This window comes from Pseudomonas sp. B21-031 (genome assembly GCF_024748985.1).
GTDB lineage: Bacteria > Pseudomonadota > Gammaproteobacteria > Pseudomonadales > Pseudomonadaceae > Aquipseudomonas > Aquipseudomonas kermanshahensis.
The window spans coordinates 4,017,036-4,041,154 of record NZ_CP087181.1 but is presented as its reverse complement, the minus strand read 5'-3'; the positions used below and the strand labels follow the sequence as shown (position 1 = coordinate 4,041,154).

24 protein-coding genes are annotated in these 24,119 nt (G+C 62.2%); 9 read left to right on the top strand and 15 right to left on the bottom strand.

What is annotated here, in order from left to right; genetic code table 11:
- Nucleotide 1 precedes the first annotated feature (1 nt).
- The 6 genes from LOY53_RS18000 to gloB form a co-directional block, all read right to left on the bottom strand.
- Nucleotides 2-1,021, bottom strand: coding sequence for an ABC transporter permease (locus tag LOY53_RS18000; RefSeq protein WP_027592834.1), 1,020 nt, complete (start codon nucleotides 1,019-1,021; stop codon nucleotides 2-4).
- Nucleotide 1,022: 1 nt separating this feature from the next.
- Nucleotides 1,023-2,096, bottom strand: coding sequence for a microcin C ABC transporter permease YejB (locus LOY53_RS17995; RefSeq protein ID WP_027592833.1), 1,074 nt, complete (start codon nucleotides 2,094-2,096; stop codon nucleotides 1,023-1,025).
- A gap of 1 nt (nucleotide 2,097) precedes the next feature.
- On the bottom strand, nucleotides 2,098-3,933 hold the full coding sequence (locus LOY53_RS17990; RefSeq protein WP_258703093.1) for an extracellular solute-binding protein: 1,836 nt from the start codon (nucleotides 3,931-3,933) through the stop codon (nucleotides 2,098-2,100).
- Nucleotides 3,930-5,759, bottom strand: coding sequence for an extracellular solute-binding protein (locus LOY53_RS17985; RefSeq protein ID WP_216642501.1), 1,830 nt, complete (start codon nucleotides 5,757-5,759; stop codon nucleotides 3,930-3,932). The genes LOY53_RS17990 and LOY53_RS17985 overlap by 4 nt, the downstream gene beginning before the upstream one ends.
- 177 nt (nucleotides 5,760-5,936) lie before the next feature.
- Nucleotides 5,937-7,370 (bottom strand): lytic transglycosylase domain-containing protein, encoded by a 1,434-nt coding sequence (locus LOY53_RS17980; RefSeq protein ID WP_252825161.1) that lies wholly within the window; start codon nucleotides 7,368-7,370, stop codon nucleotides 5,937-5,939.
- A gap of 100 nt (nucleotides 7,371-7,470) precedes the next feature.
- Nucleotides 7,471-8,250 carry a hydroxyacylglutathione hydrolase gene (gene gloB, locus LOY53_RS17975; protein ID WP_099454808.1) on the bottom strand — a complete coding sequence of 260 codons (780 nt, stop codon included), beginning with the start codon at nucleotides 8,248-8,250 and terminating at the stop codon, nucleotides 7,471-7,473.
- Nucleotides 8,251-8,335: 85 nt separating this feature from the next.
- On the opposite strand from gloB, the gene LOY53_RS17970 reads away from it, so the two are divergent.
- From LOY53_RS17970 to LOY53_RS17955, 4 genes are all read left to right on the top strand, one after another.
- Nucleotides 8,336-9,109 (top strand): class I SAM-dependent methyltransferase, encoded by a 774-nt coding sequence (locus LOY53_RS17970; RefSeq protein ID WP_027592828.1) that lies wholly within the window; start codon nucleotides 8,336-8,338, stop codon nucleotides 9,107-9,109.
- A gap of 13 nt (nucleotides 9,110-9,122) precedes the next feature.
- Entirely contained in the window at nucleotides 9,123-9,569 is a 447-nt protein-coding gene (rnhA, locus tag LOY53_RS17965; protein WP_027592827.1) for a ribonuclease HI, read from the top strand.
- A 59-nt stretch (nucleotides 9,570-9,628) separates the two neighbouring features.
- Nucleotides 9,629-10,387 carry a DNA polymerase III subunit epsilon gene (gene dnaQ / locus LOY53_RS17960; protein ID WP_252825160.1) on the top strand — a complete coding sequence of 253 codons (759 nt, stop codon included), beginning with the start codon at nucleotides 9,629-9,631 and terminating at the stop codon, nucleotides 10,385-10,387.
- Between the two features lie 70 nt (nucleotides 10,388-10,457).
- The gene (locus LOY53_RS17955) at nucleotides 10,458-12,707 is read left to right on the top strand and encodes an Orn/Lys/Arg decarboxylase N-terminal domain-containing protein (protein WP_027592825.1); all 2,250 of its coding nucleotides are present in this window, start codon (nucleotides 10,458-10,460) and stop codon (nucleotides 12,705-12,707) included.
- Here the strand turns inward: LOY53_RS17955 and LOY53_RS17950 are convergent.
- The gene (locus LOY53_RS17950; protein ID WP_027592824.1) at nucleotides 12,691-12,909 is read right to left on the bottom strand and encodes a hypothetical protein; all 219 of its coding nucleotides are present in this window, start codon (nucleotides 12,907-12,909) and stop codon (nucleotides 12,691-12,693) included. The two genes, LOY53_RS17955 and LOY53_RS17950, sit on opposite strands and share 17 nt — an antisense overlap.
- A gap of 157 nt (nucleotides 12,910-13,066) precedes the next feature.
- Between LOY53_RS17950 and chrR the strand changes: the two genes are divergently transcribed.
- Nucleotides 13,067-13,624, top strand: coding sequence for a class I chromate reductase ChrR (chrR, locus tag LOY53_RS17945; protein WP_252825158.1), 558 nt, complete (start codon nucleotides 13,067-13,069; stop codon nucleotides 13,622-13,624).
- 44 nt (nucleotides 13,625-13,668) lie between these two features.
- On the opposite strand, the gene LOY53_RS17940 is transcribed toward chrR, so the two are convergent.
- Nucleotides 13,669-15,735, bottom strand: coding sequence for a TonB-dependent receptor domain-containing protein (locus LOY53_RS17940; protein ID WP_252825157.1), 2,067 nt, complete (start codon nucleotides 15,733-15,735; stop codon nucleotides 13,669-13,671).
- A gap of 219 nt (nucleotides 15,736-15,954) precedes the next feature.
- Here LOY53_RS17940 and LOY53_RS17935 point away from each other — a divergent pair, with 219 nt between their 5' ends.
- The 3 genes from LOY53_RS17935 to LOY53_RS17925 are packed head-to-tail and all read left to right on the top strand — an operon-like array spanning nucleotide 15,955 to nucleotide 16,942.
- Complete coding sequence (locus tag LOY53_RS17935; RefSeq protein WP_252825155.1) at nucleotides 15,955-16,203, top strand: helix-turn-helix domain-containing protein; 249 nt, start codon at nucleotides 15,955-15,957, stop codon at nucleotides 16,201-16,203.
- Nucleotides 16,204-16,209: 6 nt separating this feature from the next.
- Nucleotides 16,210-16,587, top strand: coding sequence for a head completion/stabilization protein (locus LOY53_RS17930; protein WP_252825154.1), 378 nt, complete (start codon nucleotides 16,210-16,212; stop codon nucleotides 16,585-16,587).
- Nucleotides 16,580-16,942, top strand: coding sequence for a hypothetical protein (locus tag LOY53_RS17925; protein ID WP_252825153.1), 363 nt, complete (start codon nucleotides 16,580-16,582; stop codon nucleotides 16,940-16,942). Before LOY53_RS17930 ends, LOY53_RS17925 begins: the two co-directional genes overlap by 8 nt.
- Here the strand turns inward: LOY53_RS17925 and LOY53_RS17920 are convergent.
- Nucleotides 16,939-17,328, bottom strand: coding sequence for a helix-turn-helix domain-containing protein (locus LOY53_RS17920; RefSeq protein WP_252825152.1), 390 nt, complete (start codon nucleotides 17,326-17,328; stop codon nucleotides 16,939-16,941). The two genes, LOY53_RS17925 and LOY53_RS17920, sit on opposite strands and share 4 nt — an antisense overlap.
- A 201-nt stretch (nucleotides 17,329-17,529) precedes the next feature.
- On the opposite strand from LOY53_RS17920, the gene LOY53_RS17915 reads away from it, so the two are divergent.
- Nucleotides 17,530-17,778 carry an ogr/Delta-like zinc finger family protein gene (locus tag LOY53_RS17915; RefSeq protein ID WP_099454802.1) on the top strand — a complete coding sequence of 83 codons (249 nt, stop codon included), beginning with the start codon at nucleotides 17,530-17,532 and terminating at the stop codon, nucleotides 17,776-17,778.
- Between the two features lie 65 nt (nucleotides 17,779-17,843).
- Here the strand turns inward: LOY53_RS17915 and nuoN are convergent, their stop codons facing one another.
- Genes nuoN through nuoI form a run of 6 tightly spaced genes read right to left on the bottom strand, consistent with a single transcriptional unit; the run spans nucleotide 17,844 to nucleotide 24,115 of the window.
- Nucleotides 17,844-19,313, bottom strand: coding sequence for an NADH-quinone oxidoreductase subunit NuoN (gene nuoN, locus LOY53_RS17910; protein WP_085272593.1), 1,470 nt, complete (start codon nucleotides 19,311-19,313; stop codon nucleotides 17,844-17,846).
- Between the two features lie 7 nt (nucleotides 19,314-19,320).
- Nucleotides 19,321-20,853, bottom strand: a complete 1,533-nt coding sequence (gene nuoM, locus LOY53_RS17905; RefSeq protein WP_085272594.1) for an NADH-quinone oxidoreductase subunit M — start codon at nucleotides 20,851-20,853, stop codon at nucleotides 19,321-19,323.
- Nucleotides 20,854-20,893: 40 nt separating this feature from the next.
- Nucleotides 20,894-22,747 (bottom strand): NADH-quinone oxidoreductase subunit L, encoded by a 1,854-nt coding sequence (gene nuoL, locus LOY53_RS17900; protein ID WP_252825151.1) that lies wholly within the window; start codon nucleotides 22,745-22,747, stop codon nucleotides 20,894-20,896.
- The gene (nuoK, locus tag LOY53_RS17895; protein WP_008096201.1) at nucleotides 22,744-23,052 is read right to left on the bottom strand and encodes an NADH-quinone oxidoreductase subunit NuoK; all 309 of its coding nucleotides are present in this window, start codon (nucleotides 23,050-23,052) and stop codon (nucleotides 22,744-22,746) included. Before nuoK ends, nuoL begins: the two co-directional genes overlap by 4 nt.
- A 3-nt stretch (nucleotides 23,053-23,055) precedes the next feature.
- Nucleotides 23,056-23,556 (bottom strand): NADH-quinone oxidoreductase subunit J, encoded by a 501-nt coding sequence (nuoJ, locus tag LOY53_RS17890; RefSeq protein ID WP_027592815.1) that lies wholly within the window; start codon nucleotides 23,554-23,556, stop codon nucleotides 23,056-23,058.
- A gap of 10 nt (nucleotides 23,557-23,566) precedes the next feature.
- Entirely contained in the window at nucleotides 23,567-24,115 is a 549-nt protein-coding gene (nuoI, locus tag LOY53_RS17885) for an NADH-quinone oxidoreductase subunit NuoI (RefSeq protein WP_027592814.1), read from the bottom strand.
- Between the last annotated feature and the right edge of the window lie 4 nt (nucleotides 24,116-24,119).

Sequence of the window (24,119 nt, the reverse complement as noted above, 5' to 3'; positions counted from 1 at the left end):
GTCATTTCCTTGGGTCGAAGGCATCGCGGGCGGATTCGCCGATGAACACCAGCAAGCTCAGCATCACCGCCAGCACAGCGAAGGCGCTGATGCCCAGCCATGGCGCCTGCAGGTTGGATTTGCCCTGGGCGACCAGCTCGCCCAGCGACGGCGAGCCAGCCGGCAGGCCAAAGCCGAGGAAGTCCAGGGCGGTCAGCGTGCCGATGGCGCCGGTGAGGATGAACGGCATGAAGGTCATGGTCGAGATCATCGCGTTGGGCAGAATGTGCCGGTACATGATCGCGCCGTTACGCATGCCCAAGGCGCGGGCGGCGCGCACGTATTCGAGGTTGCGGCCACGCAGGAATTCGGCGCGCACCACGTCCACCAGGCTCATCCACGAGAACAGCAGCATGATCCCCAGCAGCCACCAGAAGTTGGGCTGCACGAAGCTTGCGAGGATGATCAGCAGGTACAGCACCGGCAAGCCCGACCAGATCTCCAGAAAGCGCTGGCCGGCCAGGTCGACCCAGCCGCCATAAAAGCCCTGCAAGGCACCGGCGATGACGCCGACGATGGAACTGAGGATGGTCAGGGTCAGGGCGAACAGCACCGACACGCGGAAGCCGTAGATCACCCGCGCCATCACATCACGGCCCTGGTCATCGGTGCCCAGCCAGTTGTCCGCCGAAGGCGGGGCGGGGGCCGGGACCTTGAGGTCGTAGTTGATGCTTTGGTAACTGAAGGGGATTGGCGCCCACAGCACGAAGCTGTCTTTCTTGGCCAGCAGTTCGCGGATGTACGGGCTCTTGTAGTTGGCCTCCAGCGGGAACTCGCCGCCAAAGGTGGTCTCCGGGTAGCGCTTGAACGCAGGGAAGTACCACTCGCCGTCGTAACGCACGGCAATCGGTTTGTCGTTGGCGATCAGCTCGGCGCCCAGGCTCAGGCCGAACAGGATAAGGAACAGCCACAACGACCACCAGCCGCGGCGGTTGGCCTTGAAGCGCTCGAAGCGCCGACGGTTGAGAGGGGACAAGGCCATGTCAGTGCTCCCGGCTGGCGAAGTCGATGCGTGGATCGACCAGGGTGTAGGTCAGGTCGCCGATCAGTTTCACCACCAGCCCCAGCAGGGTGAAGATGAACAGGGTGCCGAAGACCACCGGGTAGTCGCGGTTGATGGCCGCCTCGAAGCTCATCAGGCCCAGGCCGTCGAGCGAGAAAATCACCTCGATCAGCAGCGAGCCTGTGAAGAAGATGCCGATGAAGGCCGAAGGGAAACCGGCAATCACCAGCAGCATGGCGTTACGGAACACATGCCCGTACAGCACCCGCGAGCGGCTCAGGCCCTTGGCCTTGGCAGTGACCACGTACTGCTTGTTGATCTCGTCGAGGAAGCTGTTTTTGGTCAGCAGGGTCATGGTGGCGAAGTTGCCGATGACCAGAGCGGTGATCGGCAGCACCAGGTGCCAGAAGTAGTCGAGTACTTTGCCGGTGGTGGACAGCTCATCGAAGTTGTTCGAGGTCAGCCCCCGCAGCGGGAACCAGTCGAAGTAGCTGCCGCCGGCGAACAATACGATCAGCAGGATGGCGAACAGGAACGCCGGGATGGCGTAGCCGACGATGATCGCCGAGCTGGTCCAGACGTCGAAGTGGCTGCCGTGGCGCACGGCCTTGGCGATGCCCAGGGGGATGGACACCAGGTACATGATCAGGGTGCTCCATAACCCTAGCGAGATCGACACCGGCATCTTCTCGATGATCAGGTCGATGACCTTGGCATCGCGGAAGAAGCTGTCGCCAAAATCCAGCTGGGCGTAGTTCTTGATCATGATCCACAGGCGTTCGGGCGGCGACTTGTCGAAACCGTACATGCGCTCGATCTCGGCGATCAGCGCCGGGTCCAGGCCCTGCGCGCCGCGGTAGCTGGAACCGGCCACCGAGACTTCGGCGCCGCCGCCGGCGATGCGGCTGGTGGCGCCTTCGAAGCCTTCGAGCTTGGCGATCATTTGCTCGACCGGGCCGCCGGGCGCGGCCTGGACGATGATGAAGTTGATGATCAGGATGCCGAACAGGGTCGGGATGATCAGCAGCAGGCGGCGCAGGATATAGGCCAGCATCTCAGTTGGCCTCGCCTGCGGAGGCATCGGTGACGGCTGGGGTCACGCCAGGCTTGATCCACCAGGTGTCGATGCCGATGTCGTACTTGGGCGAGACGCTCGGGTGGCCGATGTGGTTCCAGTAGGCCACGCGCCAGGTCTTGATGTGCCAGTTGGGGATCACGTAGTAGCCCCACAGCAGTACGCGGTCGAGCGCCCGTGCGTGGTTGATCAGGCTCTGGCGTGAGTCGGCGTTGATCAACTGTTCGACCAGTTGGTCGATGGCCGGGTCACGCAGGCCGATGAAGTTGCGGCTGCCGGGGTTGTCGGCGGCGGCGCTGGACCAGAACTCGCGCTGTTCGTTGCCCGGCGAATTGGATTGTGGGTAACCGCCGACGATCATGTCGTAATCGCGCGAGCGCAGGCGGTTGATGTATTGCGAAACGTCGACCCGACGGATGTTCAGGTCAATGCCCAAGTCGGCGAGGTTGCGTTTGAACGGCAGCAGAATGCGTTCGAATTCGGTTTGGGCCAGCAGAAACTCGATGGACACCGGCTTGCCGTCCTTGTCGACCATCTTGTCGTCGACGATTTTCCAGCCGGCTTCCTGCAGAAGCTTGTAGGCCTGGCGCTGCTGTTCACGGATCATGCCGCTGGCGTCGGTGACCGGGTTGTGGAAGGCCTCGCTATAGACCTGCTCGGGCACCTTGCCGCGCAGCGGTTCGAGTATTTTCAGCTCGTCAGGGGAGGGCACGCCCCTGGCGGCCATGTCGGAGTTTTCGAAGTAGCTGCCGGTGCGGGTATAGGCGCCGTTGAACAGCTGCTTGTTGGTCCACTCGAAGTCCAGCAGCAGGCTCAGCGCCTGGCGCACGCGGATGTCCTGGAAGACCGGTTTGCGCAGGTTGAAGATGAAACCCTGCATGCCGGTGGGGTTGCCGTTGGGCAGCTCTTCCTTGATCAGGCGGCCATCGCGGACCGCCGGGACGTTGTAGGCGGTGGCCCAGTTTTTTGCGCTTACCTCGAGCGCATAGTCGAACGCCCCGGCCTTCAATGCCTCCAACGCTACGGCTGTGTCGCGGTAAGCGTCGAAGGTCATGGCATCGAAGTTGAACTGACCGCGGTTGATCGGCAGATCCTTGGCCCAGTAGTCCTTGACCCGCTCGTAGCGGATGGTACGCCCGGCCTTGACCTCGGCGACCTTGTACGGGCCGCTGCCCAGGGGGATTTCCAGGTTGCCGCGGTTGAAGTCGCGGTTTTCGTACCAGTGTTTGGGAAGCACAGGCAGCTGGCCGAGAATCAGCGGCAGTTCGCGGTTGTTCTGGTGCTTGAATTTGAACAGCACCCGCAGCGGGTCTTCGGCGACCACTTCGGCAACGTCGGCGTAGTACTGGCGGTACAGCGGCGCGCCGTCCTTGATCAGAGCATTGAAGGTGAAGACCACGTCGTCGGCACGCATCGGCTGGCCGTCATGGAAGCGGGCTTCGGGGCGCAGGTAGAAGCGTACCCAGCTGTTGTCCGGGGCTTTTTCGATCTTGCCGGCAACCAGGCCGTATTCGGTGAACGGCTCGTCCTGGCTCTGGCGCATCAGGGTGTCGTAGATGACGCTGATGTTTTCGGCGGCCACACCCTTGTTGATGAAGGGGTTGAGGCTGTCGAAGCCACCAAAGCTGGACTGGCGGAACGTGCCGCCCTTGGGCGCATCGGGGTTCACATAGTCGAAATGCTTGAAGTCGGCCGGGTATTTCGGCGCCTCGTCGTAGAGCGTCAGCGCGTGTTGCGGGGCGGCCAGCGTGGGCAGGCTCAGGCACACGAGCAGCAGGCTGCCGGCCAGCTGGTGCAGGCGGTGCGTTGGCATCATTTGGCTTTCTCCGAAGGCTTGATCCACCAGCTGTTCAGCCCGAGGGTGTAGGGCGGCGTGGTGACAAAGGCGAACCGGTTGCGGTAGGCCAGGCGGTGATTGTCGAGATACCAGTTGGGGATCATGTAGTACTGCCATGAAAGCACGCGGTCCAGGGCGCGTGCGGCGGCGACCTGGTCGTCGCGGGTGCGCGCGGCGAGCAAGGTGTCGAGCAGGTGGTCGACCACCGGGTCCTTGACCCCAGCATAGTTCTTGCTGCCCTTGGTCGCGGCTTGGCTTGAGTGAAAGTACAGCCACTGTTCTAGGCCTGGGCTCAGGGTCTGGTTCAGGGTCATCAGAATCATGTCGAAATCGAACTGGTCCAGGCGTTGTTTGTACTGGGCGCGGTCCACGGTGCGCAAGCGTGCGTCGATACCGATGCTGGACAGATTTTCGACATAAGGTTGCAGGATACGTTCGAGGTTCGGGTTTACCAGCAGCAGCTCCAGGCGCAACTGCTGGCCTTTGCTGTCCACCAGGCGCTGGCCGTTGAGCTTCCAGCCCGCTTCGCCGAGCAGGGCTAGGGCTTGGCGCAGGGTTTGGCGGTTGATGCCGCGGCCATCGGTCTGGCTGACCTTGTAGGGCTCGCTGAACAGCTTTTCGGGCAGTTGGTCGCGGAACGGTGCCAGCAACAGCCATTCCTTGCCGGTGGGCAGGCCACTGGCGGCGAATTCGCTGTTGGGGTAGTAGCTGGTCGAGCGGCGGTAGGCGCTGCTGAACAGGGCGCGGTTGGTCCACTCGAAGTCGAGCATCAGGCCCAGTGCCTGGCGCACGCGCGGGTCGCTGAACGTGGCCCTGCGGCTGTTCATGAACAGGCCTTGGGTCTGGGTCGGAATACGGTGCGGGATCTGCGCCTTGATCACATCACCACGGCGCACCGCCGGGAAGTTGTAGCCATTGGCCCAGTTCTTGGCCTGGTGTTCGATATAGATATCGAACTCGCCGGCCTTGAACGCTTCGAACGCCACGGTGGCGTCACGGTAGAACTCGTATTCGACCCGCTTGAAGTTGTACTTGCCACGGTTGACGGCGAGGTCCTTGCCCCAGTAGTTCTTCACCCGCTCGAACACCAGCCGCCGGCCAGGCTCAACCTGGGTAATGCGGTAGGGGCCACTGCCCAGCGGCGGCTCGAAGGTGGTGGCCTTGAAATCGCGGCCCTGCCAGTAGTGCTTGGGCAGCACCGGCATTTCGCCCAAGCGCAGGATCAGTAGTGGGTTGCCGGCGCGCTTGAAGACGAAGCGGATGCGCAAGGGGCCAAGTATGTCTACCCGCTGCACTTCCTGCAGGTTGGTGCGGTAGAGGGGGTGGCCATCCTTGAGCAGCGTGCGATAGGAGAACGCGACGTCCGCCGAGGTGATCGGGTGGCCGTCATGGAAGCGTGCCTGCGGGCGCAGGTTGAACACCACCCAGCTGCGGTCCTCGCTGTACTCCACCGAGCGCGCGATCAGGCCGTAGCTTGAGGTCGGTTCGTCGCCCGAGGGGTCGTACTGCCCGGTGCCGATCATCAACGGCTCGTTCAGCTCGCTGATGCCATATTGCTGGAAGTTTGGCGTGGTAATCGGGCTCGATCCCTTGAAGGTGTAAGGGTTGAGCGTGTCGAAGGTACCGAATGCCATGGCCCGCAAGGTGCCGCCTTTAGGCGCTTGCGGGTTGACCCAGTCGAAGTGGGTGAATGTGGCTGGGTACTTGAGCGTGCCGAACTGCGCGTATCCGTGGCTTTCGCTCACCATCGCGACGGCGGGAAAGCTCAAGGCCAGGCTGATTGACAGCAGGAGGGGACGTATCAAGTCGGCATCCGATCCAGAGGCGTTGGGCTTTGATCGAGTACAGTAACAGCTTGGTGGGGTTGGAAAAAGAGAGGTTTTGAAGGCGGTCTTGGCGGGAAAGCCCAGTGCAGGTAACGCTGTACCGGTAGGAGCGGCCTTGCGTCGCATAAGGGCCGCAGCGCGGCCCCTGGCGTTACATCAATGCGACAGGTAAACAGTCAGCGTCTGACCAGGCTTGAGCGCATGCCCGCTGCGCGGGTTCCAGCGCTTGAGGTGCTTCATCTCGACATTGAAGCGCTTGGCCACGAGGTACAGCGAGTCGCCCTTGCGCACCTTGTATTGGGTTGAGCGCTGCGAAGACGCCGCTACCCGATTGCCCGCTGCACTCGGCGCATTGCCACCGCGCAGTGCCAATACCTGGCCAGCCTTCAGGCTGTTGCCCGACATACGGTTCCAGCGCTTGATGTCCCGGACCGACACGCGGTTGGCCTTGGCGATGCTGCCCAGGTTATCGCCGCGTTTTACCCGGTAGCTGCGCGCAGCCGTGGCGGGTGCTTTAGCTTCGGCTACGGCGCGGGCGAACACGGCCTTGTTCGGTTGCAGGCTGACTAACTGCTCAGGCTTGAGGTTGGACAGGCTGGCGGACAGCAATTGCGCTTTGGCAGTCGGTACCAGCAGCTGCTGGGGACCGTCCACGGTCATGCGCTTCTTGAAGGCCGGGTTGAGCTGGATCAACTCGTCTTCGTCGATGTCGGCAAAGGCGGCAACGCGCGACAGGTCGAGGCGATCATTGATGGCCACCGCCTCGAAGTAGGGTTCGTTGGCGATCGGGTTCAGGTTGACGCCATAAGCGTCAGGGGTGGACACCACTTGCGACAGGGCCAAAAGCTTGGGCACGTAGTCGCGGGTTTCCTGCGGCAGTGGCAGGTTCCAGTAGTCGGTCGGCAGGCCGAGCCGTTCGTTGCGTTCGATCGCACGGCTGACGGTACCTTCACCGGCATTGTAGGCCGCCAGGGCCAGCAGCCAGTCACCGTTGAACATGTCGTGCAGGCGGCTCAGGTAATCCAGCGCGGCGTTGGTCGACGCGGTCACGTCGCGGCGGCCGTCGTAGAAATTGGTCTGGCGCAGGTTGAAATGGCGCCCGGTGGACGGGATGAACTGCCACATGCCCGCTGCATGGGCACGCGAGTAAGCCATCGGGTTGTAGGCGCTTTCGATGGCTGGCAGCAGGGCCAGTTCCAGCGGCATATCGCGCTCTTCGAGGCGTTCGACGATGTAGTGCAGGTAGAGGCTGCCACGTTCGCCCGCGCTTTCGATGAAACGTGGGTTGCTGGCAAACCACAGGCGCTGCTGTTCGATGCGCGGGTTGACGTCGATGCTGTCCTGCAGGGCGAAGCCTTGACGCATGCGTTCCCACACGTCCTGCGGCACCTGCTCGGCCGGTTTGACCAACAGCGGGGCCGGTTTGTGCTTGATCCGCGCCTGGTAGTTATGCGCGCGAACGCTATCGGATTCGTCGAGCTGACGGGTGCTCTGGCAGCCCACCAAGGTGGCGGCCAGGGCCAGCGCACTGATCTGGGCCAGGCGCGTCAGGGCGACGGAATGAGAGGTTCTGCGGCTACGGGAAGGCATCGGCTGGGACAGGTTTCCGGGCGAAAAATTTCGGCGATTCTAGAAACCGCTACCCGCCGGGTCAACCGTTGTCCCGCACATGCGATATATCTTGAGGTTATCAGAAGGTGTCCTTCCAAGACCTCAAGGCAGCAAAAACAGCGACATGCGTGGTGTTTGAATGTCCCTTCCATTCGTCTGCTTTTTGTTTAACGGATGTTTCAGTCGTGCGAATGAAGGGGTTCGTCAGGCGTTCCAAACCGATGGTTGATGGCAATGTGATGCGATTTTCGGCGCGCAGCCGGGTAACCTCGTCGAAGCGTTGCAGAACGTGCAGGTTTTGCGGTTCGACGGCTTTGGCAAAACGCAGGTTGCTCAGTGTGTATTCGTGGGCGCAATACACCTCGGTGTGCTCAGGCAGGGCGGCCAGGCGCTGCAGCGATGGGTGCATCTGTTCGGCGGTGCCCTCGAACATGCGCCCACAGCCGGCCGCGAACAGGGTGTCGCCACTGAACAGCAGGGGCGTTGCCGGTTGCGCCGAATAGAAGGCGATATGGCCAAGCGTGTGCCCGGGAACGCCGATGACCTGGAAGGGCAGGCCGAGTACTGTGATTTCATCGCCGTCCGTCAGCGCTACATCGCGGGCGGGGATGCGTTCGTTGGCCGGGCCGTAGACCTTGGCATCGGTCAATTGTTTGAGCCGTTCGACACCGCCAACATGGTCGTTGTGGTGGTGGGTCACCAGAATATCGGTCAATACCCAGTCGGGGTGGGCCGCCAGCCAGCGTTCCACTGGGCCGGCATCGCCAGGGTCGACCACCGCACAGCGGCGTTTGGCAGTATCCTGTAACAACCAGATGTAGTTGTCGGAGAAAGCGGGGAGAGCATCGATCTGTATCATGGTGCGGATCCGTATCGCCAAGCGTGGGACATGAGGGCATCTTAGCCGCGATGGCGTGGCGCGAGAACCTTCGAGGGAGAACGCAATGACCGACCAAGCCTTTGCCCAGGCCGACCCCGACTGGGTCGAGCTGATCAGCCTGGCCCGTGAGTGGTTCAACGGCCCGCTCGGGCAACTGATGCTCAAGGAAGAGGAAAAATTGCTGGAAGAAGAGCTTGGGCGCTTTTTCGGCGGTTACCTTGTGCACTATGGGCCCTGCGCCGAAGCACCGCCCAGCGCGCCTCAGGTGCAACGCAACGTACGCCTTGGGGCGCCGCTGCCGGGGGTGGAGATCGTCTGTGAGGAGCAAGCCTGGCCGTTGAGCGAGCACGCCGCCGACGTGGTGGTGCTGCAGCATGGCCTGGACTTCAGTCTGTCACCCCATGGGCTGTTGCGCGAGGCCGCCAGCGCCGTTCGCCCGGGTGGGCATCTGCTGATCGTCGGTATCAACCCCTGGAGCGGTTGGGGCATGCGCCACCTGTTCAGCCATGGCGCCCTGCGCAAGGCGCGCTGTATCTCGGCTTCGCGGGTGGGCGACTGGCTCAACCTGCTGGGCTTCGCGCTGGAGAAACGCCGCTTCGGGTGCTATCGTCCGCCGCTTGCCTCGCCGGCCTGGCAGCAACGCCTGGCGGGCTGGGAACGCGCGGCAGGCAACTGGCAAACCTCGGGCGGCGGCGTCTACCTGCTGGTGGCGCGCAAGATGGTGGTCGGCCTACGGCCGTTGCGCCTGGAGCGCCGCGAACCCATGGGCAAACTGCTGCCGCTGCCGCTGGCCAAGGTCAACCGTACGGCGGCCAATCCTGATTCTGAAAAGCACTGAACAAGAGTGGTACATGAGCGATAGCGTCGAAATGTTTACCGATGGCGCCTGCAAGGGCAACCCGGGCCCTGGCGGCTGGGGCGTGCTGATGATCTACAAGGGCGTCGAGAAGGAACTGTGGGGCGGCGAACGCGAGACCACCAACAACCGCATGGAGCTGATGGCCGCGATCCAGGGCCTGATGTCACTCAAGCGTGAATGCGAGGTGGTGCTGACCACAGACTCGCAATACGTGATGAAGGGCATCAACGAATGGATGGTCAACTGGAAGAAGCGCGGCTGGAAGACCGCCGCCAAGGAGCCGGTGAAAAACGCCGACCTTTGGCAGCTGCTTGACGAACAGGTCAACCGGCACAAGGTGAGCTGGAAGTGGGTGCGCGGCCACATCGGCCACCCGGGCAACGAACGCGCCGACCAGCTGGCCAACCGTGGGGTGGATGAGGTGCGCGCCGCGCGCTGAGCTGGGGTACAATCGCCGGCTTTGTCACCTTTGTCACTGAAGCAAGTGGGAGCCCCCGCGTGGAGCAGCAGCAAGATAAACGCCTGGTCATTCTCGACACCGAAACCACCGGTATGCCGGTCAGTGAAGGCCATCGCATCATCGAGATCGGTTGTGTCGAGGTCATTGGCCGTCGCCTGACCGGGCGGCATTTCCACGTCTACCTGCAACCCGATCGCGAGAGTGACGAAGGCGCGATTGGGGTTCACGGCATCACCGACACCTTCCTGATCGGCAAGCCGCGGTTCGCCGAGGTCGCCGAGGAGTTCTTCGACTTCATCCAGGGCGCCACGCTGGTCATCCACAACGCGGCGTTCGACGTTGGCTTCATCAACAACGAGTTTGCCCTGCTGGGCCAGCACGACCGCGCCGACCTTTCGCAGCATTGCACCATCCTCGATACCCTGCTGCTGGCGCGTTCCCGGCACCCGGGGCAGCGCAACAGCCTCGACGCCCTGTGCAAACGCTACGACATCGACAACTCGGGCCGTGAGCTGCACGGCGCTTTGCTCGACTCGGAACTGCTGGCCGACGTCTACCTGGCGATGACCGGTGGCCAGACCAGCCTGTCGCTGGCTGGCAATGGCGCGGAAGGTGATAACGAAGGGCAGGGCAGTGGCGGCAGCGAAATTCGCCGCATTGTCGGCCGTGCGCCCGGGCGGGTGATCATGGCCAGTGCCGAAGAGCTCGAGGCGCATGCCGAGCGGCTGGCGGCAATTGCCAAGTCGGCCGGGGCGCCTTCGATGTGGCAGGCGTTGACCGAGGCCTCTGCGGGCTAAACCCCACCACACAAGGCCGCACCTGCAACTACCCTGAAAAGGACACCCGTCCTTCAGAGGTAGTTGCCTGATGTACAAGGACCTCAAGTTCCCCATCCTCATCGTCCACCGTGCGATCAAGGCCGACAGCGTCGCCGGTGACCGCATTCGGGGGATTGCCGAAGAGTTGAGCCAGGATGGCTTTGCCATTCTGGCCGCAGCGGACCACGCCGAGGCGCGACTGGTCGCCGCCACCCACCACGGCCTTGCCTGCATGCTGATCGCAGCCGAAGGCGTGGGCGAAAACACCCACCTGCTGCAGAACATGGCCGAGCTGATTCGCCTGGCCCGCTTGCGCGCCCCAGACCTGCCGATTTTCGCCTTGGGCGAACAGGTCACCCTGGAAAACGCCCCCGCCGAGGTCATGAGCGAGCTGAACCAGCTGCGCGGCATTCTGTATCTGTTCGAAGACACCGTGCCGTTTCTCGCACGCCAGGTGGCCCGCGCTGCCCACAGCTACCTCGACGGCCTGCTGCCGCCCTTTTTCAAAGCCCTGGTGCAGCACACCGCGCAATCCAATTACTCCTGGCATACACCGGGCCACGGCGGCGGCGTGGCCTATCACAAGAGCCCTGTAGGCCAGGCTTTCCATCAGTTTTTTGGGGAAAACACCCTGCGCTCGGACTTGTCAGTCTCGGTGCCAGAGCTGGGTTCGTTGCTTGATCACACGGGCCCGCTGGCCCAGGCAGAGGCCAGGGCCGCGCGTAATTTTGGTGCCGACCACACCTTCTTCGTAATCAACGGCACCTCCACCGCCAACAAGATCGTCTGGCACGCCATGGTCGGCCGTGATGACCTGGTGCTGGTGGACCGCAACTGCCACAAGTCGGTGGTCCACGCGATCATCATGACCGGGGCCATCCCGATCTATCTTTGCCCGGAACGCAATGAGCTGGGCATCATCGGCCCGATCCCGCTCAGTGAATTCAGCCCAGCTTCGATCCAGGCAAAGATCCAGGCCAACCCCCTGGCCCGTGACCGCGGGCAGCGCATCAAGCTGGCGGTGGTGACCAATTCCACCTACGACGGCCTGTGCTATCACGCCGGGCTGATCAAGCAGACGCTCGGTGCCAGCGTCGAAGTGCTGCACTTTGACGAGGCCTGGTTCGCTTATGCGGCGTTTCATGAATTCTTCGAGGGGCGCTACGCCATGGGCACGGCCTGCGCGGCCGACAGCCCGCTGGTGTTCAGCACCCATTCCACGCACAAGTTGCTGGCGGCGTTCAGCCAGGCGTCGATGATTCATGTGCAGGACGGCGCCAGGCGCCAGTTGGACCGGGACCGCTTCAATGAAGCGTTCATGATGCACATCTCGACCTCTCCGCAGTACAGCATCCTGGCGTCGCTGGACGTGGCCTCGACCATGATGGAAGGGCCGGCCGGGCGTTCGCTGTTGCAAGAAATGTTCGACGAGGCGCTCAGCTTTCGCCGCGCGCTGGCCAATCTGCGCACGCACATCGCTGCCGCCGACTGGTGGTTCAGCATCTGGCAGCCGCCGACGGCAGAAGGCATCCAGCACCTGGCCGCGCAGGACTGGCTGCTGCAGCCAGGGGCTGAGTGGCACGGTTTTGGGGAGGTGGCGGGCAACTACGTGCTGCTCGACCCGCTGAAGGTGACCTTGGTGATGCCCGGTTTGAGCGCAGGCGGTGTGCTGGGCGAGCAGGGCATTCCGGCAGCGGTGGTCAGCAAGTTTCTCTGGGAACGTGGGCTGGTGGTGGAAAAGACCGGCCTGTACAGCTTCCTGGTGCTGTTCTCCATGGGCATCACCAAGGGCAAATGGAGCACCTTGCTGACCGAGTTGCTGGAGTTCAAGCGCCACTACGATGGCAACACGCGGTTGAGCGCCTGCCTGCCCAGTGTGGTGGCAGCCGATGCCTCACGTTATCAGGGGATAGGGCTGCGCGACCTGTGTGACCAGTTGCACGAATGCTACCGCGCCAATGCCACGGCCAAGCAGCTCAAACGGCTGTTCACGCGTTTGCCAGAGGTGGCTGTCAGCCCGGCCCGGGCGTATGACCAAATGGTGCGCGGCGAAGTGGAGGCCGTACCAATCGAGGCACTACTGGGGCGGGTGGCGGCGGTGATGCTGGTGCCGTATCCGCCGGGCATTCCGTTGATCATGCCGGGAGAGCGGTTCACCGAAGCGACCCGCTCGATACTCGACTACCTGGCATTTGCCCGGGCGTTCAACGATGGCTTCCCCGGTTTCGTCGCCGACGTGCATGGCCTGCAGAACGAAAACGGTCGCTACACCGTGGATTGCATCAAGGAATACGAATGATCTCGACGCCGGTCTGTGCCAGCTCGAAACGGTTTTCGCCCAGGTGGTTGACCCGATCGCCGATGGCCAGGCGATAGGTGGTGATTGGCGCGCCCAATGTGCTGCCGTCGACCTGGAGGGTCGACTCTTGGAACTCGTGGACGGGGTAGATGCGGCCTTCGGCGTCACGGGCGTGGAATTGGCCGACCATTACTGCTGCCATTTAGGTGAAAACCTCTGAATTACGTAAGAAATGTCTGGAAACATAGACCGTACAAGATACCCGGAAGTTTTCGCCGGGTGGAAAAAAAACCAAAGCGCCGAGAAACGGTCATCTATAACTACAACGTCCTCTTAGCCAGCAAAGGTTGGAAATCGCCATGAGCCAGGTGTATTCGGTAGCGGTCGTCGTCGGCAGCTTGCGCAAGGATTCCTACAACCGCAAGGTAGCCCGCGCACTTTCGGAGCTGGCGCCGTCCAGCCTTGCCTTGAAGATTGTCGAGATTGGCGATCTACCCCTGTATAACGAAGACGTCGAGGCCACCGCGCCAGACTCCTGGAAGCGCTTTCGTGACGAGATTCGCCGCAGTGACGCAGTGCTGTTCGTCACGCCCGAGTACAACCGTTCGGTGCCGGGTTGCCTGAAGAACGCAATTGATGTTGGCTCCCGGCCTTATGGCCAAAGCGCCTGGAGTGGCAAGCCGACGGCAGTGGTGAGTGTGTCGCCGGGCGCCATTGGCGGCTTTGGTGCCAACCATGCCGTGCGCCAGTCGCTGGTGTTCCTCGACATGCCTTGCATGCAGATGCCTGAGGCGTACCTCGGGGGCGCGGCGAACCTGTTCGAGGAATCCGGCAAGCTCAACGATAAGACGCGGCCGTTTCTGCAGGGGTTTGTCGACAAGTTCGCTACGTGGGTGAAGTTGAACAGGGCGGTCTGAAGCCCTGCTCAGGCGCAGGGGGCCTATGGCGGCCCCCGGTCGTTTTATCGGAAGCTGTAGGAAACCCCCGCATAAACCCCAACCCCTTCACCCGGCGTCGAGCGGGCAATGTCCTGCCCGGCGTCGTTGTAGCCCGGCGTCACTGTCGCGGCGTAGCGTTTGTTGGTCAGGTTGCGCAGGTCCAGCCAGGTCTGCCAGTCCTGTTTCGGTGAGTCCCAGCCCAGGCGCGCGCCCAGCAAGGCATAGGCGTCGGCGTGATAGCTGTTGGCATAATCCACCTGCACCTTCGACGCCATCTGCGTGTTGACCCCGGCATAGAAACCGCTGGGCCAGTCATAACGCAGCTCACCTTGGTAGTAGTGCATGGGGATGCCGGGCAGGCGGTTATCGCCGAACTGCTCGTCGTCGCGGTAGTGGAAGTCACTGAAGGTGTAGGCCTGGCGCAGGCTCAGCTTGCCTGTGCCTGCTCGCTCCCACAGCGTAGTGTCCAGGCCTGCCTCGACACCCTGGTGCACGGTGGCGCTGGCATTGAACTCTTTGGCCGGCAAGCCTGGCACGATTTCAACGGCCAGTAGTTCGTGGCGCACTTGCGAGTAATACCAGGCCAGGTCCCAGCGCCCCAGCGCAGAGTCGCCGCGCGCGCCCAGCTCCAGCGTGGTGGCTGTCTGATTTTGCAGGTCGATCGGTTGCGTAGCTACCGGTGAGCTCCAGATCAGCGACCAGGGGTGTGGCGGTTCGACCGAGCGGCTCAGGTTGCCGTAAACCTGCAGTTGCGGGCTGATGTCGTAGCGTAGGCCCAGGCGCGGCGCGTAGTCCCAGTCATGCTGACTGACCTTGCCACCATTGAGCGGGTAGCTGACATCGCTTTCGCGGCGGGTATAGATCATCGCCAGGCCAGTGGTCAGCCACAGGTCCGGGATCAGCTCCAGATCGTTGCCCGCATGCAGCACGGTGTCTGAGCCCTGGTAGCTGAAGTCGCGGCTGCGTGCGCCGAAGTTATCGCCGCTGGTACGGGCAAATTGTGAGGCACCACTGTTGGGCAGGTGTTTGGTGGTTCGCCAGCCTAGGGTGGTCTTGCTCTCGCGGCCCAGCAGGGTGTCGCGGCGGAAATAGTTCAGGGTGCCGCTGACATCGGTGTAAGCGACCTTCAGGCGCATCGGGCCTTCGCGCAGGTCCATTGGGAAGTCGTGATAGACCAGCCCGGCTTCCACCCGGGCATCGTCCTCGAGGTAGAAGGTGGTCTTGTTGGCCACCCAGGTGCTGCCCGGTTGCGGGCGGCTGTCGTCGCGCGCCAGGTACGCCGGGTTGGCGGCACGCGGGTCATGCTTGATCTGGTCCTTGGTCAGGCGCCCGGCCAGGTCGTTCTCGGTTTCCCGGTAGCGCAGGTAGAAACGCGTTTCCAGGTTCGGGTTGAAACGGTAGCCGACGTTCGCGGCAATACCTTTGGCACTGCCACTGCTGTGCACCTGATAGCCATCGTATTCCGAGTCGGTCAGCGCCACGTAGTAATCGAGGTTGCCCAGCACCTGCCCAGAGCTGATGTGCCGATGCTGGTAGCCGCGGCTGCCGACCTCGTATCGCACCTGTAAGGGCGCGGCATCGTAGCCGGTATGGGTGACGTAGTTGATGGCGCCACCCAGGGCGAGGGCGCCTTGATCGAAGCCATTGGCCCCGCGCAAAACCTCGGCACGGCTCAGCCACAGCGGCTCGAACAGCTCGTATGGCGTACCGCCTGGGCCGGTGAGCGGCAAACCGTCGAACATCGTGTAGACCCCGGAACCGTGCGCGCCGGGTGCCCGGTTGATACCCGACCCACGGATCGACAGCTTGATACCGTCATTGCCCGCCGATTGGGCGAACACACCAGGCTGGTAGGCGAGTACATCCTGGTTACTGGCGACCCGGCCTTGCCCCACACGCTGCATGTCCACCAGGTTGCTGGCGCCTGGGATTGCGCGTAAACGCTCGCTGGCGGCCGTCAGTTCGCTTTGCTCCTCGTCGGTGATCAGCACCTGCCCCAACTCGACCGATTGAGCGGCCAGGGCCGGTGGCGTGGCGGTGATGGCAGCCAGCAGGCCAAGGCAAGACGAAAGGGGTAAAACGGAACGCATCGTACGACTCCAGGCGAAAGGCGAATGGACAACGGCGTTGAGACGAGCGAAACGGCGCTTGGAGCACGAAGAACTGCAGTAAATCTCGCGCAACCTTCGTCAGACGATTCTGTAGGGAAGTTCTTTACAAGTTGCTCGGGTGGAGAGGGTACGGGGTGCTTCGTAAGGTGTTTGCAGATCGGCAGTGATGCCTCTCTCAAACACTCGTGGAGTTCAACGATGAATGACAACGCACGATACTCGCCCGAATCCCTCTCGGATTCACCCATCCACCTGACGCCGCGTGAGCGGCAGGTATTGCTGTGGTGCGCCTACGGCAAGAGCTCGTGGGAAATTGGCCAGATACTGGAGTGCAAGGAGTCAACGGTGAACTTTCACGTTGCCAATATCTTGCGCAAGTTTGATGTGCCTACACGTGTGGCGGCCGTCATCAGGGCGATTCGCTACGGCATGCTGGCCGAGCAGTGAGGGGGGATGAACATGAATCATCGTGCAGCAACTCATCTTGAACCTACTGCCATACGGCCCCGATTCCCGGACTGCCATGACCCGTTCTGGCCGCGGCTGGAGCTGGCGGCATTGCGTGAACGCTTGCAGCTTCAGCCGGGCACCAGCCAAGCGCATTTCGAGGTTGCAGCACAATGCGCCGCTATCGATGCAGCGCGAGAGTTCGCTCGTTGGCGCGCGGCACTGCGTGAGCGGGGCTACAAGCGTCTGGAAGATGTGTCCGGGCACGATCATGGGCGGGCACTGCTGGTTTGCTACACACGCTTTGTAGAGGCCTCGATTCTGCGAGATCTGCGCGCATTTCCCCACCGGAAGGCGTCGCGCAGGGGAGGTGTTTATGCTTGAAGGCACATTTTTCGAGAACCTGTTCGTGGCTGCTCTGGAGCTAGTGGGCATGGATGGCACGGTCCTGTTCAGCGCGTTGCTGGGGGGCCTGTTGGTCAGCGCGGCTCAAGACCGCTTGATCACCAATACATCCACGCGCCTGACGATCTGCAAGAAAATGCTGCTGGTGTTCGTAGCCGTAGGTGTGGGCCACCTGTTTGAACCCTTGGTGTCGTCCCTGGCACCCATGCTTACCCGTGGCATGGCCGCCTTCGTGGCAGCCGTGGCGGTAATCCCGATCAGCCTAAAGGTCATGGCTTCGCTGGATGCGCTGGACCCGAGCGAAATCATTCAGCGCTGGCGCCGCAGAGGTTAACTGCAGATGGCATCCGGCAGTTTTTTGGCAAGCTCCCTCAGTTGCTGTTCCAGTTGTTGGATACGTTGCTTGTCCTGGATGAGCAGGAGCACTGCCTGGCGGTCGGCTGCGGAAAGCGTCCGTAGCCGCTCGAGCATGTCGCGCTCCCAGTCATCTTTGTCCGTCTTGCGGTTTTGTACGGGTTCACCCAGCAGTAGCCAGTCGAGTGAACACGCATGCTGCCTGGCGATTTCTATGCATATTGAGTATGGAATGCTGTCGCGTACTTTCCAGCTGCTCAACGTCTGTGGGCTGATGGCTAGTGCTCTGGATAGCTCAGCATCCGTCTCGCAACCGATTAACAGCTTCAGGCGCGTAAGTACAGGCGCTAGCAAGTGAGTACTCATAACAATTATCCATGTCTGGTTTAATGATAATCCATGGGCTTAAACTACTCGTTATGAATACAGCCCTGCGTTTTTAAGGAGCATTTCTGCAATGAGAAGCATCAAACTGAAGAATACATTCACTTATGCAGTAAATACTGACAAAACTAAACGATCATTCTCACAGATCAACGGCGTGTGTAATGCCTGCAGGTGCCGGCCGTGAGTACGTATAAGCTGGTCTGCCCGCATTGCAACAGCCGTATGCGCATACGCACCAGTGAGGGGCGCCATATATTTCTTCGGGTCGCCTACCTGCAATGCACCACCGAGGCCTGTGGCTGGTCAGTGCGAGCCGAGTTTGAAATGACCCATGAACTTTCTCCCAGCGGGATGCCCAACCCTGAAGTCCACCTGCCATCGGCCAATGGCGAGCTGCGCAGGGCCGCGTTGCCTGAAGCGGTCGAGTAAACAGCCCTTTGGCGCAGAAAAAAAAACACCCCGCATGAGCGGGGTGTTTTGTATTGCAGGGCTGATCAGCCGATCAGTTGCAGGCCGGCCTGCTGAACCATTTCCAGCAGCGGTTGCGGGTAGACACCGAGCACGAAGGCCAGGATAGCGATGGCCAGCAGCATGACGCCGCCGGTGCGCTGTTCCCACTTCAGCGGGGCATCGTGACGACGCAGGTTTGGCTCGACCAGGTACAGGGTGACCATGACGCGCAGGTAGTAGTAAACACCGATGGCGCTACCGATCACCAAGGCACCGACCAGCCACCACAGGTGCGACTCGACGCCGGTGGCGATGATGTAGAACTTGCCGATGAAGCCAGCGGTCAGCGGGATGCCGGCCAGCGACAGCATCATCACGGTCAGCACGGCAGTCAGGTACGGACGGCGCCAGAACAGGCCACGGTACTCGTACAGGGCGTCGGCATCACGGCCGCCGTACGGCGAGGACATCAATGTGATGACGCCGAAGGCACCCAGGCTGGTGATCACGTAGGTGACCAGGTACACGCCCATGGCTTCCAGGGCCAGGCCCTTGCTGGCGACCAGGGCGATGACCAGGTAACCGAAGTGGGCGATCGACGAGTAACCCAGCAGACGCTTGAGGTTACTCTGGGTCAGTGCCAACAGGTTACCGACCAGGATCGAGGCCACCGCGATCACCGCCAGAACGGTGCTCAGCACGCCGCTGCTGGCAGCAGGGGAGAGCATGAACAGACGCACGACCACGGCGAATACCGCAACCTTGCTGGCGGTGGCCAGGAACGCAGCGACTGGCGCCGGAGCACCTTCATACACGTCCGGGGTCCACAGGTGGAACGGCACCAGCGACAGTTTGAAGGCCAGGCCGACCAGCATCATGCCCAGGCCCAGTTGTGCGACCAGGCTTGGCATGTTGGTGGCTGCCAGGGCTTTGCCGATCTGGTCAAAGCTCAAGCTACCGGCATCGGCGTACAGCAGTGCCATGCCGAACAGCAGGAACGCAGAACCTGCAGCTGACAGCACCATGTACTTGATGCCGGCTTCCAGCGAACGCTTGTTGAAGAAGGCATACGCCACCAGGCCATAGACCGGCACCGACAGCAGTTCCAGGCCGATGAACAGGCCGGCTAAGTGGTTGGCACTGACCAGCACCAGGCCACCCAGTGCCGACATCAGCAGCAGCAGGTAGAGTTCTTCACGGTTGCCCGGGAAGCCTTTGGCGCCTTCGCCAAGGTAGGCGTGGGCCAGCGTCACGCAGGCCAGCGTGGCCACCAGGATGATCGCCATGTACAGGCAGGCGAACTTGTCGATGGTGATCAGCGAGGTCACCGCCAGGGGCGCGACCTTCAGTGCCGGCAAGATCGACAGCAAGGCCAGGTTCAGGCCCACGGTGGACAGCAGGAAGGTTTGCGAGTGGTTGCGCTTCCAGGCGATCGCCAGCATCACCACCACCGTGGTGATGGTGGTGATCAGCATCGGCGCCAATGCGATGAAGTGTTGAGTGGTGAATTCCATAGCGCTCTTACCGGGCCGAAGCGAGTTGAGTGAAAGCGGAACCAAGCCACTGCTGCACACCGCTCATGGTGGCGGCAGAAGTGTCGAGGAACGGCTGCGGGTACACACCAAGCACGATCAGCAGCACTGCCAGGCCCAGCACCATGATCAGCTCGCGGCCGTCCATCCCGGCCAGCACGGTGTCGCTTTTGCTTGGGCCGAAGTAGGCGCGGTGGATCATGATCAGCGAGTAGACCGAGCCGAAGACCAGGCCGGTGGTGGCGATCACGGTGATCCATGGCACGCTGGCGAAGCTGCCGATCAGGATCAGGAACTCGCCGACGAAGTTGCCGGTGCCTGGCAGGCCCAGCGATGCGGCGGCGAAGAACAGGCTGATTGCAGGCAGGTAGGCGATGCGGTGCCACAGGCCACCCATTTGACGCATGTCACGGGTGTGCAGGCGCTCGTACAGCTGGCCGGACAGGATGAACAGCGCAGCAGCCGACAGGCCGTGGGCCAGCATCTGGATCACCGCGCCTTGCAGGGCTTGCTGGCTGCCGGAGTAGATACCGATCAGCACGAAGCCCATATGCGAAACGCTGGAGAAGGCGATCAGGCGCTTGATGTCGGTTTGCGCGAAGGCCAGGAAGGCACCGTAGAAGATACCGATCAGGCCCAGGGTCATGGCGATCGGCGCAAACTCGGCCGAGGCGTTCGGGAACAGCGGCAGGGCGAAGCGCAGCAGGCCGTAGGCCGCCGTCTTCAGCAAGATACCCGCCAGGTCCACGGAACCTGCAGTCGGTGCCTGGGCGTGCGCATCAGGCAGCCAGGAGTGGAACGGCACCACCGGCAGCTTGACCGCGAAGGCGATGAAGAAGCCCAGCATCAGCACGTACTCGACACCGGCTGGCAGTTCGGCCTTGAGCAGGTCGCTGTAGTTGAAGGTGAGTACGCCGGTGGTGTTGTAGTTGACCAGCACCAGGCCAAGGATCGCCACCAACATGATCAGGCCGCTGGCCTGGGTGAAGATGAAGAACTTGGTTGCAGCGTAGATCCGGGTCTTCTTGCCGTCTGCAGAGCTGTGACCCCAGAGCGCGATGAGGAAATACATCGGCACCAGCATCATTTCCCAGAAGAAGAAGAACAGGAACAGGTCCAGGGCCAGGAACACACCGACCACGCCGCCGAGGATCCACATCAGGTTGAGGTGGAAGAAGCCGACGTGGCGCTGGATCTCTTTCCAGGAGCACAGTACCGACAGCACACCGAGCAGGCCGGTCAGCAGGATCATCAGCAGCGACAGGCCGTCGAGGGCCAGGTGGATGCTGATGCCGAAGCGCTTGATCCACTCGACTTTGTATTCGAGTGCCCAGGCAGGTTCGGCGCCCGGAGCGGGGGCCAGGGTGTAGTCGCCGGTGCCCCACAGGTACAGGCCGATGCCGAGCAGCAGGGACATGGTCAGCAGCGCGATCCAGCGCGGCAGGGTGGCGCCGAAGCGCTCACCCAGCCAGCACAGGAAGCCGCCGATGAAGGGGATCAGGATCAGCCAAGGCAAAATCATGACGGGTTGGTTTCCTTTGGCAAAGTCGCAAGATTCATAGTCATACCGCGGCCACTACCACAGCACCGAGTACCAGCACGGCGCCGACGGCGATCGAGGCGGTGTACCAACGCAGCTGGCCGGTCTCGGTCTTGCTCATGGCGACGTGGCCGCCACGGGCCATCCGAGGGATCAGGCCAATGCTGCGGTCAACCGGGTCCTTGCGCAGGATGTGGCTGATCAGCAGGTAAGGTTTGACGAAGAGCTTGTCGTAGATCCAGTCGAAGCCCCAGGCAGCGAACCACCAGGCCGACAGGACGCGGCCGATGCTGCTGTTGGCGACGGCGCTGACGAAACGACGCTTGCCCAGGAACAGCAGGGCTGACAGCAGGATACCGGCGATGGCGATGGCACCCGAGGCGATTTCCAGCGAGTGCTTGGCGTCGCCACCGGCATGGCCGGCGCTTTCAGGCAGTACACCGGCCAGTGGCGGGGTGATCCAGGCGCCGACGAAGGTCGACAGCACGATCAGCACGCCCAGCGGCAGCCAGTGGCTGATGCCGTGGCCCGCGTGGGCTTCGGTCTTGGCTTCGCCGTGGAAGGCGATGAAGATCAGGCGGAAGGTGTACAGCGAGGTCATGAACGCACCGACCAGGCCGGCGTACAGCAAGCCGGTGTTGCCGCTGGCGAAGGCTTCCCAAAGGATCTCGTCCTTGGAATAGAAGCCCACGGTGACGATTGGCAGAGCAGCCAGGGCGGCACCACCGACCACGAAGCTGGCGTAGGCCAGCGGCAGTTTCTTCCACAGGCCGCCCATCTTGAAGATGTTCTGCTCGTGGTGGCAGGCAACGATCACCGCACCGGAGGCAAGGAAAAGCAGGGCCTTGAAGAAGGCGTGGGTCATCAGGTGGAAGATCGCCGCGTCCCAGGCGCCAACGCCCAGGGCCAGGAACATGTAGCCGATCTGGCTCATGGTCGAGTAGGCGAGGATACGCTTGATGTCGGTCTGAACCAGCGCAGCGAAGCCGGCCAGTACCAGGGTCACACCGCCGACCACGCCCACCAGGTGCAGGATGTCCGGCGCCAGCAGGAACAGGCCGTTGGTACGGGCAATCAGGTACACGCCTGCGGTCACCATGGTTGCGGCGTGGATCAGTGCCGAAACCGGGGTCGGGCCCGCCATCGCGTCGGCCAACCAGGTCTGCAATGGCAGCTGGGCCGATTTACCGACCGCGCCGCCCAGCAGCATCAGGGTTGCCAGGACCATCCAGGTGTCACCCGCCTGGAACTTCTGTGGTGCCAGTACCAGCAGTTCCTGCACGTTCAGGGTACCCAGCTGGGCGAACAGGATGAACAGGCCGATGGCCATGAACACGTCGCCGATACGGGTGACGATGAAGGCCTTGAGTGCTGCGTTCCCGTTGTTGCGGTTGCTGTAGTAGAAACCGATCAACAGGTACGAGCACAGGCCCACGCCTTCCCAGCCGAAGTAGATGAACAGCAGGTTATCGCCCAGCACCAGGAACAGCATGCTGGCGATGAACAGGTTGGTGTACGAGAAGAAGCGCGAGTAACCGGCTTCGCCACGCATGTACCAGGACGCGAACAGGTGGATCAGGAAGCCTACGCCGGTGACTACGCCGAGCATGGTGACCGACAGGCCGTCCACGTACAGGGTGAAGTTCGGCGCAAAACCGTCCACCGACATCCACTGCCACAGCAGCTGGCTGTACGCGCCGCCTTCAGGCGGGGCGACGTTGAATTGCCAGATGACGTAGGCGGCTGTCGCGGCCGAGAGGCCCACCGAGCCGACGCCGATCAGGGCAGACAGGTTCTCCGAGAACCGCCCGCGCGAGAACGACAGCAGCAAGAAGCCGATCAGGGGGAAGACGAAAGTCAGGAAGATAAGGTTCATCCGCGCATCTCACTGGCAGCATCGATGTCGAGAGTGTGGAAGCGGCGATACAGCTGCAGCAGGATCGCCAGGCCAATACTGGCCTCGGCGGCTGCCAGGCTGATCACCAGAATGAACATCACCTGGCCATCGGGTTGGACCCAACGGGCACCGGCGACGATGAACGCCAGCGCAGAGGCGTTCATCATGACTTCCAGGCTCATGAGCACGAAGAGGATGTTGCGGCGGACCATCAGGCCAACCAGACCTAAGCAGAACAGGATGCCGGCGACCGCCAGACCATGCTCGAGAGGGATAGCACCCATGATTTACTCCTTCGCCTCGTTGCGGCCCAGGTGGAAGGCGGTGACGGCTGCGGCAAGCAGCAGCATCGAGGCCAGTTCGACCACCAGCAGGTAGGGGCCGAACAGGCTGATGCCCACGGCCTTGGCGTCCACGGTGGTACCGCTGATGGCTGCGCCGCTTGGGGTGACGAACAGCACGTACAGCAGCTCGAGCAGCAGCAGGGCGGCGAGGATCACCGGCCCGGCCCATATGCCAGGCTTGAGCCAGCCGCGCTCCTGGGCGACCGACGCCGGCCCCAGGTTGAGCATCATCACCACGAAGACGAACAGCACCATGATGGCGCCGGCGTAGGCGATCACTTCCAGGGCGCCGGCGAACGGCGCACCCAGGGCGAAGAAGATCATTGCCACGGAGATCAGCGAAATGATCAGGTAGAGCAGGGCGTGCACGGGGTTGGTGCCGGTCACCACCCGAAGGGTGGAGACCACGGCGATCCCGGATGCGAAGTAGAAAGCGAATTCCATCTTTCTGTCCTTATGGGAGCAAGCTCTTCACGTTGATCGGCTCGGCTTCGTTCTGTGCAGAGCCTTTCGGCTTGCCAGCGATCGCCATACCCGCAACACGGTAGAAGTTGTAGTCAGGGTTCTTGCCGGGGCCGGAGATCAGCAGATCTTCTTTCTCGTACACCAGGTCCTGACGCTTGAACTCGGCCATTTCGAAATCCGGAGTCAGCTGGATCGCGGTGGTCGGGCACGCCTCTTCGCACAGGCCGCAGAAGATGCAGCGCGAGAAGTTGATGCGGAAGAACTCGGGGTACCAACGACCGTCCTCGGTCTCGGCCTTCTGCAGCGAAATGCAGCCGACCGGGCAGGCCACCGCGCAGAGGTTGCACGCTACGCAGCGCTCCTCGCCATCGGGGTCGCGGGTGAGGACGATGCGGCCGCGGTAGCGCGGCGGCAGGTACACCGCTTCTTCGGGGTACTGCAGGGTGTCGCGCTTGCGGAACCCGTGGGAGAACACCATGGCCAGGCTGCGCAGCTGAGTGCCGGTGCCCTTAACGATGTCGCCGATATACTTGAACATGGGT